Here is a 23,548-nt window from a genome sequence, read left to right on the forward strand (position 1 = left end):
TTAGCCCCGTGTATCAACCGTTGCCACAACCGACAAGCCGGGGATCAAGCGGCCTTGCAATCCTTGTGGGTCGGGAATGGTAATTTTTACCGGTACGCGCTGGACAATTTTGGTGAAGTTGCCGGTGGCATTCTCTGGCGGTAATAGCGCGAATTTCGCACCGGTTGCCGGCGAGAAGCTATCGACGACGCCTTGCAGCGGTTGGTCCGGGAAGGCATCCAGTTCAACAGTGACGTTTTGCCCCTTGTGGATCCCGCTGAGCTGGGTTTCCTTGAAGTTGGCTTCGATCCATACATCGGAGGTTGGTACCAAGCTCATCAACGGCATACCCGGCTGAACGTACAGGCCAACCCGCAGGCTACGTTTACCCACGATGCCATCAATCGGGGCATAGATATTGGTGTAAGCCAGGTTGAGCTCGGCTTGCTCCAGTTGCGCCTGCGCTTCGGTTACCGCGGCCTCGGCCTGCTTGATTTGGCTGGCGATGACCACGAGCTGATCTTTGGCCCCTTGGTAGCTGGCATTGGCTTCTTCGAGCTGGGCGGCAGTCACCTTCTGTTGTGAGGTCATGCTGTCGAGCTCGTCCTGTGAAGAGTAATTTCGCTTGAGCAGGCTGCGGGTGCGTACAACTTGCTGCTTGGCTCGCTCGAATTCGGCTTTGGCTGAAGCAATTTGGCTCTCGACCTGACGGATCTGGGTCTTCTGCAATTGCTCTTGGGCATGGAAGTTGTCGATAGCCGCCTGGCTAACGGCTAAGTTGGCCTTGGCTTGATCCAATTTCGCTTCAAAGTCACGGTCATCGATTTTGGCCAACAGATCGCCGGCTTTGACCTGCTGGTTATCAGAGACGAAAGACTCGGTAATGTAGCCCCCGACTTTGGGGCTGATGTTGGTGATATCGCCTTGTAGGTAGGCATTGTCGGTCGACTCGAAGTATTGGCCGTAGCCATACCAATAGCCTGCGCCTAATGCACCAAGCGAAAGCATGATCAAGGTAGCGATTAATGGCGCTTTTTTCTTGTTGCGTTTGGGAAGTGCCGCAGGAGCGGTTTGTGATTGGCTAGAATTGGCAGCTGCAGGCGCTTGGGGATGATCGGCCATTTTACCCTCTGTGTCTTATAAGAATTGGCTTTCGTAAAGTGTTTCAAATTGTAAATGATCTCGATTGGTTGATAAGATAAGAAAAAGAGGAAACACTGTTGCAGAAAACGAACCAATTGACTAAAGGCTACATGGCGATGGATTTGAATTCGATAGCAATTTTTTCACAAGTTGTTGATTGTGGTAGCTTTACTCAAGCTGCTGACGTATTGGATATGACCAAGTCGACGGTCAGCCGGAAAGTTGCTGAGCTGGAAGAACATCTCGGTGTGCGTTTGATCACACGCTCGACCCGCAGTTTGATCCTGACACCGGAAGGCGAAGCGTTTTACCAGTCGTGTGTGCAGATGCTCGAAATTATGGGGCAAGCAGAACTTGAGGTCAGTGCCAACCAAGATCTGATCCGCGGCCGGTTGTATGTGGTCATGCCGGTCGAGTTGGGGCACCAGGTGATGGGCGGCTTTCTTAATGCTTTTTTGAAACAATACCCGCATGTCTCCCTGCATGTTGAAATGACCAACCGCGAAGTGGATATTATCGGTGAGGGGATCGACCTCTATGCTCAGGTTGGGGAGTTGGACGATTCAAGCTTGGTATCACGGAAGTTGACTGAGTCGCGCCGGGTACTGGCCGCCAGCCCTGACTACCTGGCGCAGTATGGCATGATTGAAAGCCCGGCAGATCTCAAGCCGCCGCATCATCAGGTTAAAGTCCACAACAAAGCAGTGAAAATTCCTAACTGGCACCTGATGCACGATGGTGGGGCGGTGAGTATCGATCTGCCCTACCGCCTGAAGGTCAATACCATCACCGCTTCCCTTTCGGCTTGTCTGGATGGGCTAGGTATTGCAGTACTGCCCGAGTTTATCTGCCGTGAGCATTTTGCCTCAGGCAAATTGATTCAGTTATTGCCGCAATGGGATATGCCGCTGGTACCGGTTAGTTTGGTTTATCCGCAGCGAAAATTGATGCCCAAGCGGCTGCGGGTGTTGGTGGACTTTTTGGTCGAGCAGTTCGAACAGCGGGTGAAAAAGCAATCTACGAGTACAGCCACCCAATAGTCTGGGGTCGCATTACTGGGGGGCAAGGAAGCTATTTATGGTTTAATCGATTTCCGTGTGTTCAATCGAATCTGGATTGTGTTTGGTCCGGCAATGGCTTAGTTTGAAGCCAGCTGTTGTTGCTCATTCGCTTTAGCGTCAGCCTCTGGCTCGACACTGGCTAAATCATCGACTTCGGCATCGAGGATCTGGTAACCCTTGAGCTCCATGCAGCGGCGCAATACCAGAGATTGGGTCTGGGTTGCTTTCACCGAGCCTATCGCGGCCCCGGTACCGGCCCCAAGAGCCAGGCCCCATACCATGCTCTCTCCCATCCCGACATCATCGGTGAGCAGTCCACCGAGCGCCCCTGCCGCGGTACCGATAAGTGCCATATTGGCAGCACTGGTGCGGACCGCCTCACCTTTATCGACTTCCTGGGTCTTCTGGCGGCATTCCGCCAAGTCTTGCTCGTACTCGAGTTGGGTTTTGTCATGGGAGCCGACAACTGGCGCAGCATTATACGAACAGGCAGAGAGCAAAGCTGTACAGATAAGAAGGGCTGGTTTTTTCACAGTTCTAGTTTTTCGCTGGCCAAAGAAAGATGGCCGCTATGGTAGGGGCAAAATCGCTTCTCTTCAATACAGTGTTTTTTATTTTATGTATCTTAATGCTAATGGAACAATAATGCGGCAGGTTGCCTGAAAAATTTACAATGTAAATTATGAATCACTGCATTCGATGGCGGTAGCCGAGGGTAAAGGCAATATCGGTACTGTTATCCATATTGAAGGCATTCTCGATCATCGACACCTCGATCGCGCCGCGCTTGGTATGGTAGCGATAGCCTAGTAAAAACTCGGTGGACGGCTCGCTGAGATCAGACGTCGCATCACTGGCCCCCTCGTAGACATGTACTTCGGTAATAAAGCGGTGTTTGGGGCTGATTTGGTATTGGTAACTGACCCCGGTGGCAAAGGCGAATTTGTTGTATTTGATTTGTGCCAACACCTCATCATGATGGCGGTAGGATAAACCCAGCAGGGTATAGATGCTGTGCTTGCCTGTTCGGTAGCTGTAATTGAGTTGCAGCGCTTGTTCGAAATTGCTGGTTTTGAACGGCCCGCTGCCAACGTAGTTGAAGTAGAGCGATCCGCCAAGAGACAGACCGTGATGCTTGTTTTCAAGCAGTTGGTAGCTGGTATAGAGGGAAAACGCATTGCTGATGGTTTCGCCTTCGAAGTCGTGGATTTCAACTCCGTACTGCGGGACCGAGATGTCGAAGGAGTGATCATCAACTTCATCGCGGCCATTCTGCCCAATACCGAACCAGTCATGGAAGGCTTTGGTCAGGGTGTCGAGGTGGTTGTTGGCGGCAAAGCGCCAGGTGTAGTCGAGCTCCAAGGCCCATTGGTCGTTGAGTTGCCAAAACCCGCCAATCGAAAGCGCATTTTGGTAGTAATCTGCGCTGTACTCTTCGGTGTGGGCCCACACGCTGGCAATGGTACCGGTGGCATAGAGTTCAACAGTATCCGGCGCATGGCTGAAGCCGGTTCTGACCAAGGGAGTCAGTGCATTCGACTGCAGGGGAGACTGGGCATAGGTTTTCAGTGGACCGTAATCGGCATAGCGCTGCTCAACGCCGGCTTGGGCGTGCCCTGCGAGCGAAAGCGTAATGAATACCGAGAGTTGCTTGTGATTATCCATAGGGGAGCCGATGCAGATTGAATCTTGTCCTTTGCTCGTTGTTATACTTATTTAGGCTGTCGCTGCGCTGAATGTGTAACAAAGTAATGCAAAGCTTTTCAAGATATTGAATCTTCAGTATAGCTCCCCTCTCGGGGGGCTGACGGGCTAAATGCGATCCCGCCCGGCATGGGCCTACAAAATAACATGCGGCAGATAGCGTGACATATCCTGGGTGATGCGTGAGCTATCCTCTCTGATGGAGATACCTCCTGCCCGGTCGTCTACCAGCCAACTGCCGATCAAGGTGTAGGCATTGTTGAACTTCGGCAGCGGGTGGTAGGCCTGGTAGATCACTCCCTCATCGCCGTAGGGGCCATCCACCCTCAGGGTCTGCCTGCCGTTTTCGACGATAGTGATGTTGGCACCTTCGCGGGCAAATATCGGCTTGATGACATAGTCCTTGAGCTCGCTAAGTCCTGGATCATCGGCAAAATAGGCCGGCAGCAAGTTCGGGTGTCCTTTGTATTTGTGCCAAAGCATCGGCAGTAGCGCTTTGTTGCTGAGCACTGATTTCCACATCGGCTCCAGCCAGTTGATCGGGTTGGATGGCAAGTGCTTGGCGTATTCTTCTCTTAGCATGAACTCCCAGGGATAGAGCTTGAACATCCAGCGGATGGGTTTATCGGCTAAGTCTGTAAACTCTTTCTTGCCGTTGATCCCGATATCTTCGACAAAGACGAAGGCGGTCGACAGGCCTGCTTCCTTGGCGCAGTCTTGCATATACTGCACCGTGCCCCTGTCTTCGACGGTATCTTTGCAGCAGGAAAAGTGCAGGGTCTGCCCGGGTTGCTGGCGTGCAAGGGTTTGGAAGCGGGCGATCAGCAATTCCTGCAGGAGGTTGAACTGATCGGCGTCGCGGCGGATCGCCCCGCTGTTGACCATATCTTCCAGCCACAGCCATTGCCAAAAGCCGGTTTCATAGAGCGAGGTTGGGGTATCGGCATTATTCTCATACAGCTTGGCAAAGCCGTTGCCGTCGTAGGCAAAATCGAGTCGGGAATAGAGCGAAGGCTCTCGGCTGCGCCACGACTCGAGGATTGGCTGCCACATGGTTTCCGGTATCTGGAATCGTTGCAGCCAGTATTCGTCGGCCACCACGTCATCGACAACCTCCAGGCACATCTGGTGGATTTCCTCGGTCGGCGCTTCAAGGTCTTGCTCTATCTGCTTGAGGGTGAACTGGTAGTAGCCGGTTTCGTCCCAATACGGCTCGCCGTACATGGTGTGGAAGCCGAATCCATATTCTTTGGCGAGCTCACGCCAGTGGGGGCGTTCTTTGCTGTCGATCCTTAACATCTGTATTCCTGGCCGATTCAAAAGGGCATGGCTGCCAGTATGGCATGGAGTGAAGTGAAATTAAGGCACCGGTAACGAATTTTTAGAGTTAGGGCAATATCGGTAGGGAGCGGGAATCAAACAGGCGGCGAGCTAGTTAAAATATAAACAAACTGATGCTTTATCGTATTTATTTACGGCTGTTTGCATATTGTTACACACTCTTCTCCCCGGGCGTAATTTACCGGGGCTAGATTGATATATGTCACATTATTGTGTGTCTCGCGGGGTATAGTAGCCCTCGTTAAATTCAGGTTGCATGCTTCGTACCTGTAAGGTTTAACATCACTACAAATAATCGTTCGGGTAAGTTACTGGTAAATAGTTATTGTTCACCGTTCCTTGAGTAAGCCACTTGGCCAGCCAACCTTTTGCTTTAACTTGGTGCTTACCCATTTTTTTCTTTTCTCTCTTACTTTTCTTGCTGCCCGCCCGCAAGCGAACAGGCAACAGTTTGCTTTCTGTTATTACTGAGTTTTGATCCAGTTTTCGATGCTGGTCTCGACCACTTCCATCGGTTGATCGCCGTATTTCAGCAACTGGTCATGGAATGACGCCCACTCAAATTGACCGCCCAGTTCCGTCTGTGCTTTTGCCAGCATCTCTTTGATGACCAAGTAGCCCGATTTGTAGGAAACTGCCTGCCCGACGTAGGCGGCGTAGCGGTAACTTTCTGACTCGATATCACCGTTACCCAGGGCCGAGTTCGAATCCATATACTCCTGAGCTTGTTTGATACTCCAGCCTTTTGCATGGATACCGGTATCCACGGCCAGGCGCATGTTGCGCAGTTGGGCTTCGTTCAGGCTGCCGAAGTACTGCAGGGCATTGCACTCTTCAGCATCGGTATAGATCCCACCCTGGAACGTCTGGTAGTCAAGGTCGAGTTTGCACATCCCGGTGGCATTGACGAAGGTGGGCTTGCCGCTGTTGTCCAGCTCGCCATAGATGCCCATCTCCAGGCCCAGCCACTCGGTGTACAGTGCCCAGCCCTCCGCGTAAGCGGTGTACCAGACGTTCTGGATGTAGTCGGGTTTGTCGGCCGGCGGGTATTCGATGGAGTAGGCGTTTTGGAAATGGTGGCCCGGTGCGGCTTCATGCAGCAATAAGGTCGAGACATTCCACTTCTGCAGGCTGTAATCCGGGTTGGTGTTGAGGTTGAACTCATTGTTGCCGTATGAGCCCACCCCGTCATATTCCTCGCGGTTGGCCGGAACCGGCACTATGGTGTAATCGGTTTTTATTGGCTTGAAGTACTTGGCGACGACATCATTGGCGTCGGTTTTGAATGTATTGTAGTCGATCAGGGCGGCTTCGCAGGCGCTTGGGGACGATGCGGCCTCACACAAAGTCGCATAATCGGTGCCCGAAATATCTCTGCCATCTCTGCCGTAGAAGAACTGTTCGCTGTTGAGGTAATCGAAAAACTCGTTGAGATCGATATCGCCGTTACCATCGAGGAGCTTGAAGGTTCTGAGGCTGATAGTACCGTTTTCCTCACGCCAATTGGCTTTTGGCGTGGCCCCCCGTTTGTCGACGATAAGCTCGGCTACCCGGATCATCTCCGCTTTGGCGTCGGCAACAAGATCTTCCCCAAGCTGGCTTAGCTCCATTGCCGGTTTGCCAGTAGTACTGTTGCGGTCTAGCTGCCATTGGTACCAGGCCTGGCCATTCGGTAAATCCCCCCAGCCGATATTGGTGTCTTCAGCTGTGCCCGCTCCTCTGGCGCCATCGAGGTAATCGACCTTGAGGAAATCAATCAAGCCGCTGACCGCATTGGTCGCATCTGCTACCGCCTTTTGGTATTCGGTAACAAAGGCATCCTCGTATTGATCGCGGTGTTGTTCAATATCTTCCAGTCCCTGGCTCAGCAGCCCATAAGGGGCCGTGCCGACAGCAAGGGCTTTTTCGGTACTTTCAACTAGCCGGTTGGTCAGGACTTTAGGCAAGCGTGCCTTGTCGACGATCCCCATCGCGTATTGTGAATGCAGGTTGTTCGTCCAGGCGGTGAATTCACGGATCACCTGGATATGGCTCTGGTAGTCATCAGGTGTTTCCTGTTTCGCGCCGGCCACTGAGGCATTCCAATCGATGTAGTTGTAGAAGTGGGTGATCGGGATGTCGAAATTCCCGAATCTCGGGTTGGGTAGTGAAGCACCACGAATAGCAATGTTGCGGTCAAACTGGAAAGTGTCGTAATAAATTTTGTCTTCGTCGGATAAGGCGCTGCGATCGATATTTTCCAGCTTGTCCAAATACATTCGGTCGACGGCTTGGCGTGAGCTGGCCATCTGATCGGTGACTTGCCCAAACTCGGTATTGTCCAGGGTATGAATAGCGCTTTGGTAGTCGGCAAAGACGCTGCGCATCTGCCTTGCTGGGTCTTGGTTTTGTTTCGGTTGCTCGATGTAGGTAGTTTCATCGTTGCAGCCCGCCAAAGCGGTTAGTGTGATGATGGCAAGGGCTATCGGGCGAAGTTTGTGGGTGTTCATTGTAATCCCTCATGGTGTGTGATCGTATCTTGTTTTGTTGTTATCCCGTGGGATGTTAAGAGGGTATAGGTTTTGATTACGGGGCTATTGTGATGGCCATCACGACCGGATAGCTTGCGTCATTATGCACGTTTTGCATATCAACGGGGATTGACTAAGTGGCAGCAAAATATGCCTATGATAATTGGCCAAGCCTGAGTTACCGGTTACTGGTATGCATAGAAGAGTGAAGCGATGAATATTCATAATGTTGCACTTATGGGCAAAAAAATGCTGCATTTGAGGTCAAGATCAAGCTTTGGCTTAAAAGTGTGAACTGGATGGCGAAATATATTCAGCCGAACCTGCTTTGACTAGTGGGTTGAGCCTAATGCCGATGAAAACAATTGCATGGAGCATGGAGCATGGAGCATGGAGCATGGAGCATGGAGCATGGAGCATGGAGCATGGAGCATGAGGGGAAAAAAAGGTCTCTTCAATTCGTTGGTTAGTGATGGTAGGAGGGAAAGAGACCTTTGTACCAAGGGCGGACGCTAATTTCACGTAATGGGTACTAACATCCCGAAGGAATGCAAGAGGAATTATATGCGGCCTAATTAGAGTTAAAAATCTAATTGGTGGATTAATGAACAATTCTGGTGCGGGGGAGGAAATTGGGCGCCTGTCGTAAAAAGGTAAGTCTTCTGATAAGCGAGTGGTTATTATTTGAGCAGATTGGGCTGGGGCCTTTCAGCCGTAAGAAAGTCATTAGTGAGGTTGATTTTGAATGCTCAACAATCCTTAGTAACACTTCCAGAAAAAAACACGTTGGATACTGTGATTAAGTCCATGTTGCTGCTGCTGGTTGTGTACTTTTGCTATCAGATCCTACAGCCATTTTTGCTCCCTATTGTCTGGGGGGCAATCATCGCCATTGCGCTGATGCCTTTGGTCAAGGCGCTGCAACGGCGCTGTTCGCTCTCCCTTGGAAAGGGCTGTATGTTGGTTACCCTGGTCGCCCTTGCGGCACTGCTGGTGCCAACGATATGGTTCTCCGGGGCGGTGGTAAGCACCAGCCAAGATGTTGCGACCGCGCTCTCTGCTGGGACTTTGGTGATCCCACAGCCAGATGCATCGGTGGCCGTGCTGCCAGTGGTGGGTGAGCCGTTGTACAAAGCGTGGAGCCTTGCTGCCACCAACTTGGCAAGTGCGCTGAATACCTATGCACCTCAAGTTAAAGCGCTGGTGTCAAGCGGGTTATCTGCTATCGGAAGTCTGGGCGGCAGCGTGGTTCAGTTCATTATTGCCATTCTGATTTCAGGTGTGGTGATGAGCAATGCTGCCCGCTGCAAGACGATGGCCGGCAAAGTGGCTGTTCGCCTGCTGGGCGATAAAGGTGAAGACTATGTCGGGCTGTCGATTGCAACCGTACGCAGTGTGGTTCATGGCGTTATCGGTGTGGCCGTTATCCAGGCAGTACTGGCTGGATTGGGCATGGGGATTGCCGGTGTGCCGGCAGCCGGACTGTGGATGCTAGCGGTACTGGTTTTGGCCATTATCCAACTGCCACCGATTTTGATATTGGGCCCGGTGATGGCATACCTGTTTGCGGTTGATACACCGACCGTTGCCGTTATCTTTAGCGTGTGGGGCGTTCTGGTTAGCGCCAGTGATACCGTATTGAAGCCAATGTTGATGGGGCGTGGCGTTGATATCCCGATGTTGGTGATACTGCTGGGCGCGCTGGGCGGCATGATGATGTCTGGTATTGTTGGTCTATTCGTTGGTGCCGTGGTATTGGCACTTGGCTACAAGCTGCTGATGGCATGGCTTGAACCGGCAGACAAGATCGCTCAGGCTGGGACCGAGGCGGTACTGCCGGTAGTTGCAACACCCTAAGCAACCGAAGAGGTTTGGATGTAAAGCCCTAACACTAAAAGAAAAAGGTCAATACCGATGGGTATTGGCCTTTTTTGTATTGTCTTTTCCAATCGAGACGGACGTTGCTATTTCGCTTCTTGTGAGTCTTTTTCTTCTTTGTCGCAGCCCCATTCACACGGCAGCTCGATAAGGATGTCCGACAGCTGTTCTGGCTGCAGCATTTGTTCGGGGGAGATATTGAGCTGGTTTGCCATGGTTTGGTTAAACAGCTGCCAATGGTTCAGTAAACATTGTTCTTCACTGGCGTTTTCCCATGTGTCCAATATAAATGGCTTCATGCTGGCGGCACCATGGGCATACATCATCATTTGCCATTTCATTTCCCAAATGTTGATCGGTTTCAGCGGGAAATCACTGTTGCAGTTAACGACCAGTTGGTTGACGAACTTTTCAAGCTCGCCGTTGTTATCGAAGAAGTAATCCATTAATACATCGCCCTGCCTGACCCCATCGGCAATCAGCTGGATAGGCATCGGGTGGGCAAGTTGCTGGGCTAATAGCATGGTGACAAAGCGATAGAGGATGACATTGCTCGGCAGCTCGGAAGGAATTTCTTCCAGCAACTTGTACATATAACTCAAGAAATAGACGTGCAGGTTGTCACTGATACTTTGCCAGATCTTTTCCTTGCTGCCGAAATGGTGGCGGATCAAGCTGTGAGATACCCCAGCGCGTTCGCTGATATTTCTCAGCGATACCCTTTCGTACCCCAATTCGCAGAACATTTCCGCGGCAGTTTTGATGATCAGCAGCTTGGTTTCTTCGGCGGCCTGTGCGCTGCGGCGGCCCTGTTTTCTCTCGGTCATGGTTCTATCTGTTTCATAGCCCACGCTATTTTAACCAAAAAACCGCGGGGGCGTCATCTGTGTGCTCACAAAATACATTTATTGTCCATCTGTAAAATATACTTGATCTCAACCAAGTTCAACATATACTGCACAGGTGTGTAATATAAATCTCAGAGAGAAACGCCCGTGAAAGGAACATCCATTTCGTTCACCCCGTTTGTCAGGGTGGCAACAATAGCATTGCTGGGAAGCATCCTAGCCGGATGTAACCAAGCTAATTCAGAAATAACCGAAGAGGTCGTCAAGCCCGTGAAACTGCTGGAAATCCCAATGCCAGCGAATCAGGCGAGTAATGCTTTTCCTGGCAAGCTAGTCGCGACACAGCGCGCCCAGCTTTCTTTTCAGGTACCTGGCGAAATTGCCAAGCTGACGGTCAGGGTCGGCCAGCGAGTCAAGCAAGGTCAGGTACTGGCGGTACTGGATGATCAGGATTACCGCTTGGCTTTCGATGCCAAAATGGCAGAGTTTGAGTTGGCGCAAAGCCAGTTCCTGCGCGCCAAGCAGCTATACGGCAAGAAGCTGATCAGTACCGACCAGTTTGACCAGCGCGAGACTGCTTACAAGGCGGCAGCCGCGAACTTGGAACAAGCAAAAACAGACGTTGAACATACCTTGATCAAAGCGCCTTTCAACGGTGTCGTTTCACTGAAATTTGTTAACCAGAACCAGTTTGTTGGTGCCAACCAACCTGTGATGAACATCCAGAATGTGGATGAAATGGACGTGAGCTTCAATCTGCCGGTACCTTTTGTGAAGCAGACCAGCTTGTCGGCGATCCGCCAGACTGCGGTGTGGGTTGAGATGGATAACCACCCAGCCCAGCCGATCCACGCAGAGTTCAAAGAGCTGTCGACCAAGCCCGATGCTGATACTAACAGCTATACCGCGAAGGTGACCCTTTCCCGCCCGGAGGAGATGAACTTGCTCTCCGGCATGGTAGGTCAGGTGCATTTTGCCAAGCCTGAGCTGTCTACTGCCGTGCGTTTGCCGGAAGGTGCCTGGGTTGAAAAACAAAACGGCCATGGGACATTGTGGCAGTTTGATCCCCAAACCGGCGTGGTCGATGCTCTGGAAGTCGCTCTCAACGATCAGGGCGAGGTGGTATCAGGTTTGGCTCCGGGGATCATGGTGGTGATCGCTGGCGCGACTGATTTGTTGCCGGGCCAACAGGTGCGAGCCTGGGAACGTGAGGGTGGTATCTAAGATGTTGAAGAAGATGTCATTCGCCGTTCTTTCCATGATGGTATTAGCCGGTTGCCAAGAGCCGCCGCAGCAACAAACTACTGCTTCGCTTGCAGTGTCTTCCCTGACGGTTGATCAGCCGATAACCAGCCAGTTCCGCTCCTTCAAGGGCCAGGTGGAAGCGGCAGAAAATACCCCGTTGGCGTTTCGGGTTGAAGGCGAGCTGCAGCGCGTATTGGTTAAATCTGGCCAGCAGGTCAAGAAAGGCGAGCTCCTTGCCGAACTGGATGCTGATAAGTTCGAGCAGCAACGCAATGATGCCCAGGTTCAGTTTGGTCTGGCGACCAAACAGCTTCAGCGTGGCCGGGAATTGTTCGAGCGCAAGATGATCTCCAAGGCTGAGCTCGACGAGCTGTCTGCCAATCACAAGCTGACAAAAGTGAACTTCAAGGCGGCGGAGCGCCGTTTGGGCTACACCCGCTTGGTTGCGCCGTTCGACGGCGTGGTGGCAGATGTGCCTAAGGAGTCGTTCGAGGCGGTATCTCCGGGTGAAACGGTCGTTAACCTGTACCAGGACGATCTGCTGTATATCAATATCGCCGTATCCGATCACGTGCTGGCCATGCTCAACCCGCAGCAGGTGAACCGCAGTTACCAGCCAATGGCGCGTTTTGGGTCCGAGTCGCAAACCTATCCCGTGACCTACCTTGAGCATACCGGCGAGCTAGAGCCACAAAGCCAAACCTACCGGATGTGGTTTGAAATGCCGCAGCGAGAGCCGGCGATTTTGCCGGGCACCAGCGTGTCTCTGCGTGTCGATATGGCGGAAGCGGGCCTGAGTACTTTGCAAGGCTACCAGCTGCCGATGACAGCTATTGAGGCAGGGCGTGAAGCGGGTCAGTTTTTTGTTTGGAAGCTCGACGGCAATCAGGTCCACAAGGTGGAAGTCAGTATTGGTCAGCTTAATAATCACGGTGCCATCGTAAGCAGCGGTATCAGCGAGGGTGAGCGCCTGGTGACCTCCAGCTTGCGAAAAATGCGCGAGGGAATGGAAGTGACCCAGTTACCAGCAGTAAAAGCAGAGGCGAAGGCCCTGTGAAATTGAACATGCCCACCATTGTCCAATCCCTCATTCGCTGGGTGGTTTGGCTGGTGATCACATTGGCTGGCCTCGCCCTCTTCACCGGATTAGGGCAACTGATGGCTGGCAAGCTGATTGACGGGGGCATGCAGTTTTTAGAGTTATCAATTCAGGCCACGCCCGTTATTACGACATTTTGGGTGCTTGGTGAAGATGATTGGGGATTGACTATGGCAGTAGCCACCATGGGAGCAGTACAGTGAATATTGCTGAGTATTCAATAAAAAATAAAGTCATTAGCTGGCTATTTTTGATTATTCTGGCGGCCGGGGGGGTGACCTCGTTTCTGGACTTGGGCAGGCTGGAAGACCCGGCCTTTACCATCAAAGATGCCATGATTGTGGCGACCTATCCGGGGGCAACCACCACAGAAGTTGAAGAAGAGCTGACCTATCCGCTGGAGAAAGCGGTGCGTCAATTGCCGTATATCGACAAAGTGACCTCGACCTCGTCTGCCGGGATGACCCAGATAATGGTCAGTATGGAGATGATTTACGGCCCGGACGAGTTGCCACAGATCTGGGATGAAATGCGTCGTAAGGTTAATGATCTGCGTCCGATATTGCCATCCGGTGTGGGTTCGCTGCAGATAATCGACGATTTTGGTGATGTGTACGGCGTGATGATCATGCTGACCGGCGAGGGCTATTCATACGTCGAACTCAAGCAGTACGCCGATTACCTGATCCGTGAACTGGAGTTGGTCGACGGTGTCGGCAAAGTGAGTCTGGCCGGGGAACAGCAAGAGCAAATTTTTGTCGAGATTTCCGTTGAGCGCATGGCGGCGCTGAATCTGGACATGAACACCGTTGTTGGCTTGCTTAACCAGCAAAACAGCGTAACCGCCTCGGGTGAGATGATGATCAATGGACAGAACCTGATCATCCGCCCCAACGGCGAGATGAACAGTGTCGAATCACTGGAAAACTTGGTTATCCATGGCCGCGATACCGGTAATCTTATCCGCCTCAAAGATGTCGCAACCGTGTCCCGTGGCGTGCAGGAAAAGCCGGGTAATATCGTGACCTATAACGGTCAGCCTGCGATTAACCTAGGTCTTTCTTTTGCCTCTGGGGTCAACGTAGTAGAAGTGGGCAAACAGCTTGATGCCCGTTTGGCTGAGCTGGAAAACATCAAGCCCGCCGGTGTTGAGTTGAACTACTTCTATAACCAGGCGCAGGAAGTGGACAAGTCGGTACAGGACTTTGTGGTCAGCCTGGGTCAGGCGGTGGCGATCGTGATTGTGGTGCTGCTGTTTGCCATGGGGCTGCGCAGTGGGGTGATCATCGGTTTGGTACTGCTGCTGACGGTATTCGGTACCTTTATCATGATGAAGCTCAATGACGTTGAGCTGCACCGTATCTCCCTGGGCGCCCTGATCATTGCGCTGGGTATGCTGGTGGATAATGCCATCGTGGTAGTCGAAGGGATCTTGGTCGGTCTGAAGAAAGGCCGTACCAAGGTGCAGGCGGCGGCAGATATTGCCAAGCAGACCCAATGGCCGCTGCTTGGTGCGACCGTGATTGCCATCACCGCATTTGCCCCTATCGGTTTGTCGTCGGATGCAACCGGTGAGTTTATGGGATCACTGTTCTGGGTGCTGTGTTATTCCTTGTTCCTGAGCTGGATCACCGCACTGACACTGACGCCTTTCTTGGCCGATTTATTGCTCAAAGACGAAGATAAAAACCAGCAGGATGATGAAGACCCATATAAAGGTGCATTGTTTACTGTCTTTGGTGCAATGCTGAGATTTGCTCTGCGTTTCCGTTGGTTGACCATGGTAAGCATGCTGGCTCTGCTGGTGAGCGCGGTAATCGCCTTTGGCCAAGTGAAGCAGTCGTTCTTTCCACCGTCGAATACGCCGATGTTCTACGTTGATTTGTGGATGCCGGAAGGGACCGATATTCGCGAGACCATAGCCCAGACAGAGCAGGTCGAACAGTACATCCGCCGTCAAGACGATGTTGATTTCGTCACAACCTCTGTGGGGCAGGGTATGCAGCGCTTTATGCTGACCTATCAGCCGGAGAAGAGCTACGAGTCTTATGCCCAACTGCAGGTGCGCACCACCAGTCGCGACAACATGTTTGATTTGCTGCACAAGCTGGATGCAGGACTGCCTGCCAAGTTTGATCAGCCGACCTTCCAGTTCAAGCTGATGGAATTCGGTCCGTCGCCGGCATCGAAGATCGAGGCACGTATTATTGGCCCAGATCCGCAAACGCTGCGTGATATCGCGATGCAAGTGGAAGACGTCTTACTGCAAGACCCAGGCGCTCGAAACGTCCGTCACGACTGGCGTGAACGCACTAAGGAGTTAGTGCCACAGTTCAATGAAACCAAGGCGCGTCGTTTGGGGATTTCGAAACAAGATTTGTCCAATACCCTGCAGATGGCCTATGGAGGTAATACGATTGGTTTGCTGCGTGACGGTACCCATATGCTGCCGATCATCACGCGTCTGCCGGAGTCTGAGCGGGTCGATTACGATACCCTGCAGAACCTCCAGCTTTGGAGCCCGGTCCAGCAGGCTTACGTACCGATTGAGCAGGTCATCGATGGCGTTGATCTCGGTTGGTCCGAGCCGCTGATCCAGCGCAAAGACCGGAAGCGGACCCTGACGGTACTGGCAGACCATGATGTGCTGGGTGATGAAACTGCGGCGACTCTGTTTAATCGTATCCGCCCTCAGGTTGAAGCCCTGCCGCTGCCGGTTGGCTACAGCATCGAGTGGGGTGGCGAATATGAATCATCGAAAGATGCGCAGGAGTCCATGATGGCCTCAATGCCGATGGGTTACCTGTTTATGTTCGTGATCACTATCTTCCTGTTCAACTCGCTGAAGAAGCCGTTGGTGATTTGGGCGACGGTACCGCTGTCGATTATCGGGGTGGCATTTGGCCTGTTGGCAACCAACATTCCATTCAGCTTCACCGCCTTGCTTGGCCTGTTGAGTCTAAGCGGGATGATTTTGAAAAACGGTATCGTATTGCTAGATCAAATCAATATTGAGCTGGAGTCTGGCAAGCAGCCTTATGATGCCATTGTCGACAGTGCCATCAGCCGTGTTCGTCCAGTGAGTATGGCGGCACTGACAACGATTCTGGGGATGATCCCGCTGGTGTTCGATGCCTTCTTTAATTCGCTGGCGATCACCATCATGGCGGGCCTGGGTTTTGCCACGGTACTGACACTGATTGTGGTGCCTGTGTTGTTTGCCCTGTTCTACAACGTTAAGCAGCCAGCAAAAGCTTAACGGTTGGGAAACTAAAAATGCAAAACCCCGTTGTACATAATGTATAGCGGGGTTTTTTTATAGGGTTATGTCAGTACGAACTGATCACCTGAAGAACAACTGGCTGAACGGATTGAGCAAGGTTGCCAGTCCTGACGTGAAGTGCAGCGGCGCATTTAACAGGGTCAGGCATAGGCAATCTTTCCCCTCCCGGGTTCTTGGCAGATGCTTGTGCGCTTCGGTTTGGATTATGAAATCACCTGGTTTGTAGGTACCGTTTTCATCGTAGAATTCGCCCGCGAGAACCAGGGTGATTTCTTGCCCCTGATGGGTATGCTCTGGCAAGGCACTGTCGGAATCCATATAAATGAAATTCATCTTGCTGGTTCCGCTGACATCCACTTGAGCACGCTTGATGTTTCCTGGCAGGCGGGACCAGGGACCAATTTTCTCGTTGTGGCGCTGCAAGGCAGAAGGAAGAGGATATGATTTGTCTTCCAATTTGAGTTGGGTGTCAGGCCATTCATCGACAGTTTCGTCAACAAGCTCTTGATCCATGATCTGTTGCATCATGGCATTGAGCGCCGGCGACAACGTTGCTGGTTCGCTTTTCTCAAGTAGGCCTGCCTGTTCAGTCTCGATGGCCGCGATTTTCTGCCGGCAGTAAGGACAGAATTCTAGGTGAGCACTGATCATAATGCTCGATGCTGACTCCAGTTCACCATGGGCGAAACGGCTAAGGAGGGCATGGTCGGGATGGAAGTGAATATTAGCCATCGAGGGCCTCCTTCATTTTTTGCAGGGCCAGGCGGAGTCGACTTTTCACCGTGCCAAGAGGCACATCGAGGGCATCCGCGACGTCTTGGTGGGAAGCGCCTTGCATGCAGACCATACGGACAATTTCCGCTTGGGCAGGGGGAAGCTGATTAATTGCTGCTTCCAATTCCTTACTCACGATTGAGTGAAACTCAGCAGGGAGTTTATCGGCATCAACATCTTCGTGCAGGATCGGCCAGAGATCATCACCTTGGACCCAATCTTGCTGATGCTTGGTCTTTCTGAGCAGATCGAACTTAACATTCCGGGCGACAGAATAAATCCATGTGAGCGCAGCACCTTTGGACTCGTCATAAAGGTGCGCTTTCAGCCACACCTTAAGCATGGTTTCCTGAACGATTTCCATTGCCAATGACTCATCTCGCAATTGCTTGCGGGAAAAATTAAGCAATTTGGGGGCAACCGAGGTAAACAGCTGCTCGTAACTGCGGCGGCAACGGGAATCGGCAATATTGTGTAGTAGCATTGCTACATCGATAGCAGGCGCTTCATCGTTAATGAGAGACTCCTTGCTGCTCCTGGAGTGCATAATTGCATGTGTTCTCATGTTAACCCTATCTGCAAGCATATGTCCGTTTGCAATAAACGCCAAAACTATTTGATGCGATCACTCTGACGTATGATTTTTCTGAGATATCTCAGGCATGGCTCGGAGGTGGGAGACTTTAATAGCCGTTGTTTTGTGCCCAGTGGAATGGGGAGAATTTCCAGCCAGCGCCAGCAAATCCAGTTGGTGTTGAATTGGTTTGTTGGCGAGCTTAAAGCACCGGAATTCAATTGCTGGTTGGGATACTCACTCGTAAGTTGCAAAAGACGCATCACAAGCAGATCATCGTCGGGGAGGACGCTATCTTGCCATAGTGGGTAGACTTGCCCCTCGAGGTGCTGATGCTGAACGCCAGAGGCGGTGACTTTTCCCCAGTGCCGGATAGCAAGCTTAAGCTTGATTTGGCTTCCGCTGAGCCAGTCGACGTCCTCTATGGCTGCAAACATGATAATGTCACCGCTATTACCGGCAATTTGGCCCGAATCATCTTGCATAACAAGCCACAAGCCACCTGCACGTAATCCGTCAGTAACGGTATGGGTGAAGCGGTATCCGGTACCATTGATGTTGCCATTACCCATAGGCATGAAATGATCACGGCATTTTAGATAGGGTAAGCGTTTAAATTCATTTGAGATCAACGACACCATGCGTCCTCCTTTATTGGGTATTACGTGGGTAAGTCATGTTTGGATGACTGTGTTTTCTGTTTGTGGAGTCGGAGGGATTCTCAAGATTGAGATTTTTTTTGTGATCGGGTGAAAGTCAGGCATACGTATCTGACGCCACAGGCAACCACGAAGGAATGATCTGATGAAAGCCAAGTCACTTACCCTTGCTGTTGTTTCGGCACTTGCCCTTGCCCTTGCCGGTTTGGAAATGATTGATTATCAGGCCGTCAGCAGCTTGTTGAGCGTGGACAGTGGGACCTATGACGTGTTCGCTGTGGGTCAAACTGCGGACATTGTGCCTGAAGGCGGTGATGTTCGCCTTGATGTACTGCATGCACATCTGGCACCTACCGAATTCGTGTGACAGTAGCAGGTTCGAAGGACGTTGCCTTTGACAGTGGTGAGTTGGATTTAGCCGGAGGTAGTGATTTGATGATCACTGCGGTACCGAATGTCGATGGTGGCGCAGTATCACCGGTGAACTTGCTGGTAGCTGACGGTATCGCGGTGCTGCGCTGGACGATCTGACATTTGGTATCAATGCCGACAATTTTTCGAGTGCGGAATAACCGTGATATCAAACAGAAAAGCCATCCTCCGGGATGGCTTGTTTGTCTTGGCGTGAAGGGGGCGAGACCAGTATTATCGCTACTGTTAAAAGCTGATATCGTAACGGACTTTTCCGCCAGTATTATCGCTGCTGCCTATCATTTCATCGTAGGGTGTCACCATCTCGAATACCGCTTGGCGGATCCCTAGTTGACTGAGTTTCTCTTCTGCTTCGTGCAGTGACTGCCCGGTAATGGAACGGTGGTGATTGTCTTTGAGGTGGTAGAAGTTACCTTTGTTGTCTTCCCCACCAATCAAGTAGCTGGTTGAATCTGCGGTATTGATAATGGTGGGTGTCAATACTCCCCGTTTCATCAGTGAAAGTAACGCTTCCTGAGTCATGGCCATACTCCTGAATGAGAGCAACAGTGCTGTTGCCTTGTCATTAACGCTGATAACAGCGCAAGCGATCATCTATGGTGTGGTCGCGGATAACGACTTATCAGCGACAAAGTTGGAGGCAGATAGCGGTATCCGCCCTGGTGGTATATTGGCTCAGTAGGTCTCTTTTTTGGGCTTCTTGTCTTTCTTATTGCCTTTACCTGGGTTGTCATCACCATGAACGCTGCGGTTTTCTTGATCCTTTTTCCATTGTTCACACTCTTCCGAGGTGATCTTTACATTTTCAGACTCCAGCTTCAGGCAATCTTTGCTGATTTCAAAACCGTCGCCAGATATCTTTACATCAGCGGTGGCTCCCAGACTAACCATCAGGGTCAGTAGGCAGGCAAAAACTCGGTACATGGCAAATTCCTTGTGGTTGATATCACAACAAGTGTAGAAGCTCTTTTGCTTCTATGTGTTAAGGACTAGTCAGATTTGATCTCGTAAGCGGCAGTAAATTGCTGGACCGCCGATTCGATGGTGGCCTGCAGTATTGTCGGATCCGGCGCAGGCTGGTGAGCCATGATCTGCGGCCAGAAGATGGTTGCTTTCAGGCATGAGACAAATTGCTCGGAGGCAATTTCCGGGTGGGCCACATTGAGCTTGCCAGCATCAATCCCGTCGAGGATCCAGCGGGTGAGGCCATGGCAAGCATCGAGTGGCTGGAACTTCTCTACCATTAAACTTGCCAGCTCCTTGGAACGGATACATTCCGCCATGACAACCCGGGCAACGGCCATGAAACTCGGGCTGCATAGTAACTCCACTTCTTTTTGGGCAATGTGGGTCAGCTGATCTGTGATGCTTTGATCTGGCTGGAAGGGAATAGAGCTGATCACTTTCACATTGGATACTAGCCGCTCAACGATCACCTCGAACAAGCTTTCTTTGGTTGGGTAATACTTGTAAAGCGTTCGTTTTGACACTTCGGCTTTTTTCGAGATCGCTTCCATACTGGCTAGCTCCAGCCCTTTTTCTGAAAAAATTTCCAGTGCGGCACAGACAATATTTTCCTGTTTAATTTCAGCGACTTTACCCATAAAAATTACTCAATTATATGATGGTGTTGAATTAATATGTAAACGGTTGTGTTTACTTTTTGGTTGTGATCAATATGATTAAAGTATACACCATCGTTTACTTTTGAGACTAGCGACGAATGAAAACGACATTGAAAGCATCTTTGGTTGCCATCTTGGGGGCTCTTGGCCTGGCGGCATACAGTGGCGGAAGTACCAGCACAGACGGCAGTTATGTGCGCAGCCAAGAAATTCGTCAAGCACGTATCGCCCGTTCGCCGCAATTCAAAGATGGCAAAGTCATCACCCAGCTGCCGAGGGTTGAAAGCGAGGAGGGCATGTTGTCGCTGCTGTGGAAATTTTTCATGCAGCGCGATCAGTATAAGCCTCAGCAACGTTTGCAGTTCCAAGCGGTAGATACCCCGTTGCTGGAGAACCCGAGCAGTGCGCTGCGGGTGACTTGGCTGGGGCATTCGTCTTTGTTTCTGGAGGCGGATGGTGTGCGCATCCTGATTGACCCGGTGTTTGACCATGCGTCGCCATCGGCGTTTGCCAGAATGTTCTCGCGCAATGTGGATGCACCGGTTAGCCGTGAAGACTTGCCGCTGCCGGACGTGATCTTGATTTCCCACGACCACTATGATCATTTGGAAGAAGCAACAGCACGTTTCTATGCCGATAAGAACGTACGGTTCTTTGTCCCGCTGGGGGTGGGGCGCCACCTGGAAAAATGGGGCGTGAAACCGGGCAATATCGAAGAGTTTGACTGGTGGGAAAGTGTCGCTGTCGGGACTGTTCGGATTACTTCGGCTCCGGCCAACCATAATTCAGGCCGTGGTCTGTTTGACAGCAATACCACTCTCTGGTCATCCTGGGCGATTCAGGCTGAAGCTGGCAGTGTGTTTTACAGTGGTGACTCGGCCTATGGTGAACACTTTAAGCAAATTGGTGAGCGGTTGGGGCCGTTTGATATGACCTTTATCGAGGTAGCGGCGAATGTGAAAGACGGCAAGGGTTATCCAGTAGAAGGCTGGGGGCATATGCAGGCGGCCCACACCATGCAGGCGCATCTTGATGTGGGCGGTGACAAGTTATTTCCGGTCCACTGGTCGACCTATGAGTTGTTTCTCCACCAATGGGATGAGCCGGTCAATGACTTGATTGCCGAGGCACAGGTACATGACGTGGAATTGGTGACCCCTTTGGTTGGCCAGAGCTTGGATTTGTCTCTGCCAGTTCAGACTGCCTATTGGTGGCAAGACAGCGAGCAGTGGCAAACGGACAGTGACATGGCCCAGTTGGCATACCGCGCAGAGTAATGGCTGGTAAGGAATAAAAAAGGGCAATCGCTGGCGCGATTGCCCTTGTTGATCATGGTGCTGGATGGGCGATGGTTATTGCCGTCCGTAAACCCTCACCCCCGCCGATGAGCCCTCGGCCTTGCCGAATACTTCGAGGCTTTTCACGCAGCGGGTATAGGCAAACTTGCGCCAGTCAGTCTGGTCATGCTTGTCTAGCTTGCGGTGAAAATGGATGGTCTTGGTGTCGTCATTGTTGAAGGTCAATACCACACGCTCTAACCGCATATCTCGTTCGGCTTTGACGCGGATAGCGTCAACCCGGCGACATACCAGCAAGGGGATCTGTGCGCCATGGTCGCTTTTGCCCAGCAAGATGGTTCTGCCCAGGGTGATTTTGTCGTCGGCTTGGGCTAGGTTGGAAGCACCGAGTAAGCCAAGGCTCAGTGCCAAAAACATGGAATGCGTTTTCATCAATAATCTCAATAACAGCAGTACTGTTAAGCTAAATAGAGAAGTGGGAAATTCTTCCCACCCGTCGCGGGCCCCGCCTGTATGTCTGAACTTACTTGTCAGTGCTTTGCGAGGGCAGCGGAATATACCTTCGGCTTTGGTTGTTAAAGACAGGGTTGTGTAAAATTTTGCTCTCTATGCCTGTCTATTGGTTTGGTCTTCTTCATCGATGGGGGTGTTATCCGCCGCCTCGATCTCGACTGGCGCTTTTCGGGTTACCGAGACTTTATCCGCCCGGTTGCCATCGACTTGGGTCACCTCGAACTGCCACCCTTCCCATTCGATGCTGTCTCCCACCGAAGGTAGCCCGCTCAAGGACCACATCAGCATGCCGCTTAGGGTGTGGTAGCCGTTTTTATCCTCATCGGGCAGGGTTTCGAGCTCGAGCAAGTCTTTGAGCACCAATATTGGGATCAGTCCGTCCATCGACCAACTGCCATCTTCATTTTCCACCGACCAGATATCTTCGGGAGCGCGGGTTTTGAACTCGCCGGCCAAAGCCTCGAGGATATCTTTCGGGGTCACGATACCCTGGATATCGCCGTATTCATCGACGACGAACGCCATGACATCTCCCGAGTGGCGGAAGTGCTCAAGCAGTTGGATCCCGGTCCAGTTTTCCGGAATAAATACCGGTGGCAGCAGGTAGTGCTCTATCGGGCTGCGCGGCCTGGCGATGTGGTATTGCAACAGCTGTTTGGTGGTGATGATGCCTTTGGGGTTATCCATATTGCCTCTGATCACCGGAAAGTGCTGGTGACTGGAGGCGACCAGAAAGTTGAGGTTGCTTTCGCTTGGCTTATCGAGATCCAGCGCCACGATCTCATTGCGAGGGGTCATCAGCGATGTCACCTTGCGATCATCAAAGTGAAAGACATTTTTGACCATGGCATGTTCTTGTTTCTCGATAACCCCCGTCTGTGAACCCTCTGCCAGTACGGCTTTTATATCTTCCTCGGTGAGCACATCACCTTGATTTTCTTTGCCGTGTTTGCCCAACAGTCGCAGGGTCAGCTCAGTGGAAGTGGCCAGCAAGAAGACAAAAGGTCTGGATAGGCTGGCAAGCACGGTCAGAGGGCGGGCCATCATGCGGGCAATGCTCTCCGGGCTTAGCTGGGCCAGGCGTTTGGGTACCAGTTCACCAATGACGATGGAGAGGTAGGTGATACCGACAACCACGATGGTGGTGGCGGCTACGGAGCTGGTCTTGGCGGCGAGGCCAAGTTGCTGGAGGTTGTCGGCCAGAGGCCCTGCGAGGGCGGCTTCACCGAACACCCCGTTGAGGATGCCGATGGCGGTAATGCCAATCTGTACGGTGGAAAGAAAGCGGGTCGGCTCCTCGCCGAGCTTGATGGCGGTGGTCGCACCCTTGTCGCCATTGTCTGCCAGTTTTTGCAGACGACTTTTTCGTGCAGTGACCAGGGCAATTTCCGACATGGCAAAAACGCCATTAAGCAGAATTAGGCCGGCCAAAATTAGCACGTCCATGAGGTTCTCCTTCATGTTCGAGGCTTCTGCCTCTAAGCATATGTGTTGAGTTGAAAGTTTGGTGTGAAGTAGCAAACAAGTTTGACCTTAGCGACTCAGAGGCGGGATGAACATGGAGAAATATTTATCTCTATAA

At 51.7% G+C, this 23,548-nt stretch carries 24 protein-coding genes; 10 read left to right on the forward strand and 14 right to left on the reverse strand.

What is annotated here, in order from left to right; genetic code table 11:
- Positions 1–987 (reverse strand): HlyD family secretion protein, encoded by a 987-nt coding sequence (locus C9J03_RS03890; protein WP_231580653.1) that lies wholly within the window; start codon positions 985–987, stop codon positions 1–3.
- A gap of 251 nt (positions 988–1,238) precedes the next feature.
- On the opposite strand from C9J03_RS03890, the gene C9J03_RS03900 reads away from it, so the two are divergent.
- Positions 1,239–2,162, forward strand: a complete 924-nt coding sequence (locus C9J03_RS03900) for a LysR family transcriptional regulator (RefSeq protein ID WP_044622022.1) — start codon at positions 1,239–1,241, stop codon at positions 2,160–2,162.
- Between the two features lie 98 nt (positions 2,163–2,260).
- On the opposite strand, the gene C9J03_RS03905 is transcribed toward C9J03_RS03900, so the two are convergent.
- The 4 genes from C9J03_RS03905 to C9J03_RS03920 form a co-directional block, all read right to left on the reverse strand.
- Positions 2,261–2,716, reverse strand: a complete 456-nt coding sequence (locus tag C9J03_RS03905) for a glycine zipper family protein (RefSeq protein ID WP_197078558.1) — start codon at positions 2,714–2,716, stop codon at positions 2,261–2,263.
- A 154-nt stretch (positions 2,717–2,870) separates the two neighbouring features.
- Entirely contained in the window at positions 2,871–3,848 is a 978-nt protein-coding gene (locus tag C9J03_RS03910) for a DUF3187 family protein (protein ID WP_044621772.1), read from the reverse strand.
- 174 nt (positions 3,849–4,022) lie between these two features.
- Positions 4,023–5,186 (reverse strand): glutathionylspermidine synthase family protein, encoded by a 1,164-nt coding sequence (locus tag C9J03_RS03915; RefSeq protein ID WP_044621773.1) that lies wholly within the window; start codon positions 5,184–5,186, stop codon positions 4,023–4,025.
- 506 nt (positions 5,187–5,692) lie between these two features.
- A complete protein-coding gene (locus tag C9J03_RS03920) occupies positions 5,693–7,717 on the reverse strand; it encodes a DUF885 domain-containing protein (RefSeq protein WP_044621774.1) in 2,025 nt (674 codons plus the stop codon).
- Between the two features lie 816 nt (positions 7,718–8,533).
- Between C9J03_RS03920 and C9J03_RS03925 the strand changes: the two genes are divergently transcribed.
- Entirely contained in the window at positions 8,534–9,595 is a 1,062-nt protein-coding gene (locus C9J03_RS03925; protein ID WP_231580654.1) for an AI-2E family transporter, read from the forward strand.
- 107 nt (positions 9,596–9,702) lie between these two features.
- On the opposite strand, the gene C9J03_RS03930 is transcribed toward C9J03_RS03925, so the two are convergent.
- Entirely contained in the window at positions 9,703–10,443 is a 741-nt protein-coding gene (locus C9J03_RS03930) for a TetR/AcrR family transcriptional regulator (protein WP_044621776.1), read from the reverse strand.
- Between the two features lie 168 nt (positions 10,444–10,611).
- On the opposite strand from C9J03_RS03930, the gene C9J03_RS03935 reads away from it, so the two are divergent.
- The 4 genes from C9J03_RS03935 to C9J03_RS03950 are packed head-to-tail and all read left to right on the forward strand — an operon-like array spanning position 10,612 to position 16,067.
- Complete coding sequence (locus C9J03_RS03935) at positions 10,612–11,688, forward strand: efflux RND transporter periplasmic adaptor subunit (RefSeq protein ID WP_146149062.1); 1,077 nt, start codon at positions 10,612–10,614, stop codon at positions 11,686–11,688.
- Between the two features lies 1 nt (position 11,689).
- On the forward strand, positions 11,690–12,766 hold the full coding sequence (locus C9J03_RS03940; protein WP_052829684.1) for an efflux RND transporter periplasmic adaptor subunit: 1,077 nt from the start codon (positions 11,690–11,692) through the stop codon (positions 12,764–12,766).
- An 8-nt stretch (positions 12,767–12,774) separates the two neighbouring features.
- On the forward strand, positions 12,775–13,011 hold the full coding sequence (locus C9J03_RS03945; RefSeq protein ID WP_156149931.1) for a hypothetical protein: 237 nt from the start codon (positions 12,775–12,777) through the stop codon (positions 13,009–13,011).
- Entirely contained in the window at positions 13,008–16,067 is a 3,060-nt protein-coding gene (locus C9J03_RS03950) for an efflux RND transporter permease subunit (RefSeq protein ID WP_044621778.1), read from the forward strand. The genes C9J03_RS03945 and C9J03_RS03950 overlap by 4 nt, the downstream gene beginning before the upstream one ends.
- Before the next feature lie 84 nt (positions 16,068–16,151).
- Here the strand turns inward: C9J03_RS03950 and C9J03_RS03955 are convergent, their stop codons facing one another.
- From C9J03_RS03955 to C9J03_RS03965, 3 genes are read right to left on the reverse strand one after another with little or no spacing between them, the layout of a single operon-like run.
- Positions 16,152–16,823 (reverse strand): ChrR family anti-sigma-E factor, encoded by a 672-nt coding sequence (locus C9J03_RS03955; RefSeq protein ID WP_044621779.1) that lies wholly within the window; start codon positions 16,821–16,823, stop codon positions 16,152–16,154.
- A complete protein-coding gene (locus C9J03_RS03960; protein ID WP_231580607.1) occupies positions 16,816–17,430 on the reverse strand; it encodes a sigma-70 family RNA polymerase sigma factor in 615 nt (204 codons plus the stop codon). Before C9J03_RS03960 ends, C9J03_RS03955 begins: the two co-directional genes overlap by 8 nt.
- A 47-nt stretch (positions 17,431–17,477) precedes the next feature.
- Positions 17,478–18,080: a hypothetical protein gene (locus C9J03_RS03965; RefSeq protein WP_052829685.1), complete on the reverse strand. Its 603-nt coding sequence runs from the start codon at positions 18,078–18,080 to the stop codon at positions 17,478–17,480.
- A gap of 163 nt (positions 18,081–18,243) precedes the next feature.
- On the opposite strand from C9J03_RS03965, the gene C9J03_RS03970 reads away from it, so the two are divergent.
- Both C9J03_RS03970 and C9J03_RS03975 read left to right on the forward strand, forming a co-directional pair.
- Complete coding sequence (locus C9J03_RS03970; protein ID WP_044621781.1) at positions 18,244–18,465, forward strand: hypothetical protein; 222 nt, start codon at positions 18,244–18,246, stop codon at positions 18,463–18,465.
- Positions 18,462–18,629 carry a hypothetical protein gene (locus C9J03_RS03975; protein WP_197078559.1) on the forward strand — a complete coding sequence of 56 codons (168 nt, stop codon included), beginning with the start codon at positions 18,462–18,464 and terminating at the stop codon, positions 18,627–18,629. The genes C9J03_RS03970 and C9J03_RS03975 overlap by 4 nt, the downstream gene beginning before the upstream one ends.
- A 126-nt stretch (positions 18,630–18,755) precedes the next feature.
- Here C9J03_RS03975 and C9J03_RS03980 read toward each other — a convergent pair whose 3' ends face one another.
- Entirely contained in the window at positions 18,756–19,052 is a 297-nt protein-coding gene (locus tag C9J03_RS03980; RefSeq protein ID WP_044621782.1) for a DUF6482 family protein, read from the reverse strand.
- Between C9J03_RS03980 and C9J03_RS26870 the strand changes: the two genes are divergently transcribed.
- A complete protein-coding gene (locus tag C9J03_RS26870) occupies positions 19,051–19,212 on the forward strand; it encodes a hypothetical protein (RefSeq protein WP_211300769.1) in 162 nt (53 codons plus the stop codon). The genes C9J03_RS03980 and C9J03_RS26870 overlap by 2 nt on opposite strands.
- Here the strand turns inward: C9J03_RS26870 and C9J03_RS03985 are convergent.
- Positions 19,206–19,454 carry a hypothetical protein gene (locus tag C9J03_RS03985; RefSeq protein ID WP_044621783.1) on the reverse strand — a complete coding sequence of 83 codons (249 nt, stop codon included), beginning with the start codon at positions 19,452–19,454 and terminating at the stop codon, positions 19,206–19,208. The genes C9J03_RS26870 and C9J03_RS03985 overlap by 7 nt on opposite strands.
- A 65-nt stretch (positions 19,455–19,519) precedes the next feature.
- Positions 19,520–20,134: a TetR/AcrR family transcriptional regulator gene (locus C9J03_RS03990; protein ID WP_044621784.1), complete on the reverse strand. Its 615-nt coding sequence runs from the start codon at positions 20,132–20,134 to the stop codon at positions 19,520–19,522.
- A 119-nt stretch (positions 20,135–20,253) separates the two neighbouring features.
- On the opposite strand from C9J03_RS03990, the gene C9J03_RS03995 reads away from it, so the two are divergent.
- On the forward strand, positions 20,254–21,432 hold the full coding sequence (locus tag C9J03_RS03995; protein WP_044621785.1) for an MBL fold metallo-hydrolase: 1,179 nt from the start codon (positions 20,254–20,256) through the stop codon (positions 21,430–21,432).
- A gap of 75 nt (positions 21,433–21,507) precedes the next feature.
- Here the strand turns inward: C9J03_RS03995 and C9J03_RS04000 are convergent, their stop codons facing one another.
- Positions 21,508–21,885 carry a DUF2541 family protein gene (locus tag C9J03_RS04000; protein ID WP_044621786.1) on the reverse strand — a complete coding sequence of 126 codons (378 nt, stop codon included), beginning with the start codon at positions 21,883–21,885 and terminating at the stop codon, positions 21,508–21,510.
- A gap of 174 nt (positions 21,886–22,059) precedes the next feature.
- A complete protein-coding gene (locus C9J03_RS04005; protein ID WP_044621787.1) occupies positions 22,060–23,412 on the reverse strand; it encodes a hemolysin family protein in 1,353 nt (450 codons plus the stop codon).
- Between the last annotated feature and the right edge of the window lie 136 nt (positions 23,413–23,548).

Origin of the sequence: Photobacterium gaetbulicola (assembly GCF_003025515.1) — a bacterium.
In the GTDB taxonomy this organism is placed as follows: domain Bacteria; phylum Pseudomonadota; class Gammaproteobacteria; order Enterobacterales; family Vibrionaceae; genus Photobacterium; species Photobacterium gaetbulicola.

Excerpts from the sequence above, each read along its gene's own strand:
- C9J03_RS03890 (WP_231580653.1), bottom strand. The coding sequence starts at position 987 with ATGCTTTCGCTTGGTGCATTAGGCGCAGGCTATTGGTATGGCTACGGC.
- C9J03_RS03900 (WP_044622022.1), top strand. The coding sequence starts at position 1,239 with ATGGATTTGAATTCGATAGCAATTTTTTCACAAGTTGTTGATTGTGGT.
- C9J03_RS03910 (WP_044621772.1), bottom strand. The coding sequence starts at position 3,848 with ATGGATAATCACAAGCAACTCTCGGTATTCATTACGCTTTCGCTCGCA.
- C9J03_RS03915 (WP_044621773.1), bottom strand. The coding sequence starts at position 5,186 with ATGTTAAGGATCGACAGCAAAGAACGCCCCCACTGGCGTGAGCTCGCC.
- C9J03_RS03920 (WP_044621774.1), bottom strand. The coding sequence starts at position 7,717 with ATGAACACCCACAAACTTCGCCCGATAGCCCTTGCCATCATCACACTA.
- C9J03_RS03930 (WP_044621776.1), bottom strand. The coding sequence starts at position 10,443 with ATGACCGAGAGAAAACAGGGCCGCCGCAGCGCACAGGCCGCCGAAGAA.
- C9J03_RS03940 (WP_052829684.1), top strand. The coding sequence starts at position 11,690 with ATGTTGAAGAAGATGTCATTCGCCGTTCTTTCCATGATGGTATTAGCC.
- C9J03_RS03945 (WP_156149931.1), top strand. The coding sequence starts at position 12,775 with ATGCCCACCATTGTCCAATCCCTCATTCGCTGGGTGGTTTGGCTGGTG.
- C9J03_RS03955 (WP_044621779.1), bottom strand. The coding sequence starts at position 16,823 with ATGGCTAATATTCACTTCCATCCCGACCATGCCCTCCTTAGCCGTTTC.
- C9J03_RS03960 (WP_231580607.1), bottom strand. The coding sequence starts at position 17,430 with ATGAGAACACATGCAATTATGCACTCCAGGAGCAGCAAGGAGTCTCTC.
- C9J03_RS03965 (WP_052829685.1), bottom strand. The coding sequence starts at position 18,080 with ATGGTGTCGTTGATCTCAAATGAATTTAAACGCTTACCCTATCTAAAA.
- C9J03_RS03970 (WP_044621781.1), top strand. The coding sequence starts at position 18,244 with ATGAAAGCCAAGTCACTTACCCTTGCTGTTGTTTCGGCACTTGCCCTT.
- C9J03_RS26870 (WP_211300769.1), top strand. The coding sequence starts at position 19,051 with ATGGCCATACTCCTGAATGAGAGCAACAGTGCTGTTGCCTTGTCATTA.
- C9J03_RS03980 (WP_044621782.1), bottom strand. The coding sequence starts at position 19,052 with ATGACTCAGGAAGCGTTACTTTCACTGATGAAACGGGGAGTATTGACA.
- C9J03_RS03985 (WP_044621783.1), bottom strand. The coding sequence starts at position 19,454 with ATGTACCGAGTTTTTGCCTGCCTACTGACCCTGATGGTTAGTCTGGGA.
- C9J03_RS03990 (WP_044621784.1), bottom strand. The coding sequence starts at position 20,134 with ATGGGTAAAGTCGCTGAAATTAAACAGGAAAATATTGTCTGTGCCGCA.
- C9J03_RS03995 (WP_044621785.1), top strand. The coding sequence starts at position 20,254 with ATGAAAACGACATTGAAAGCATCTTTGGTTGCCATCTTGGGGGCTCTT.
- C9J03_RS04000 (WP_044621786.1), bottom strand. The coding sequence starts at position 21,885 with ATGAAAACGCATTCCATGTTTTTGGCACTGAGCCTTGGCTTACTCGGT.
- C9J03_RS04005 (WP_044621787.1), bottom strand. The coding sequence starts at position 23,412 with ATGGACGTGCTAATTTTGGCCGGCCTAATTCTGCTTAATGGCGTTTTT.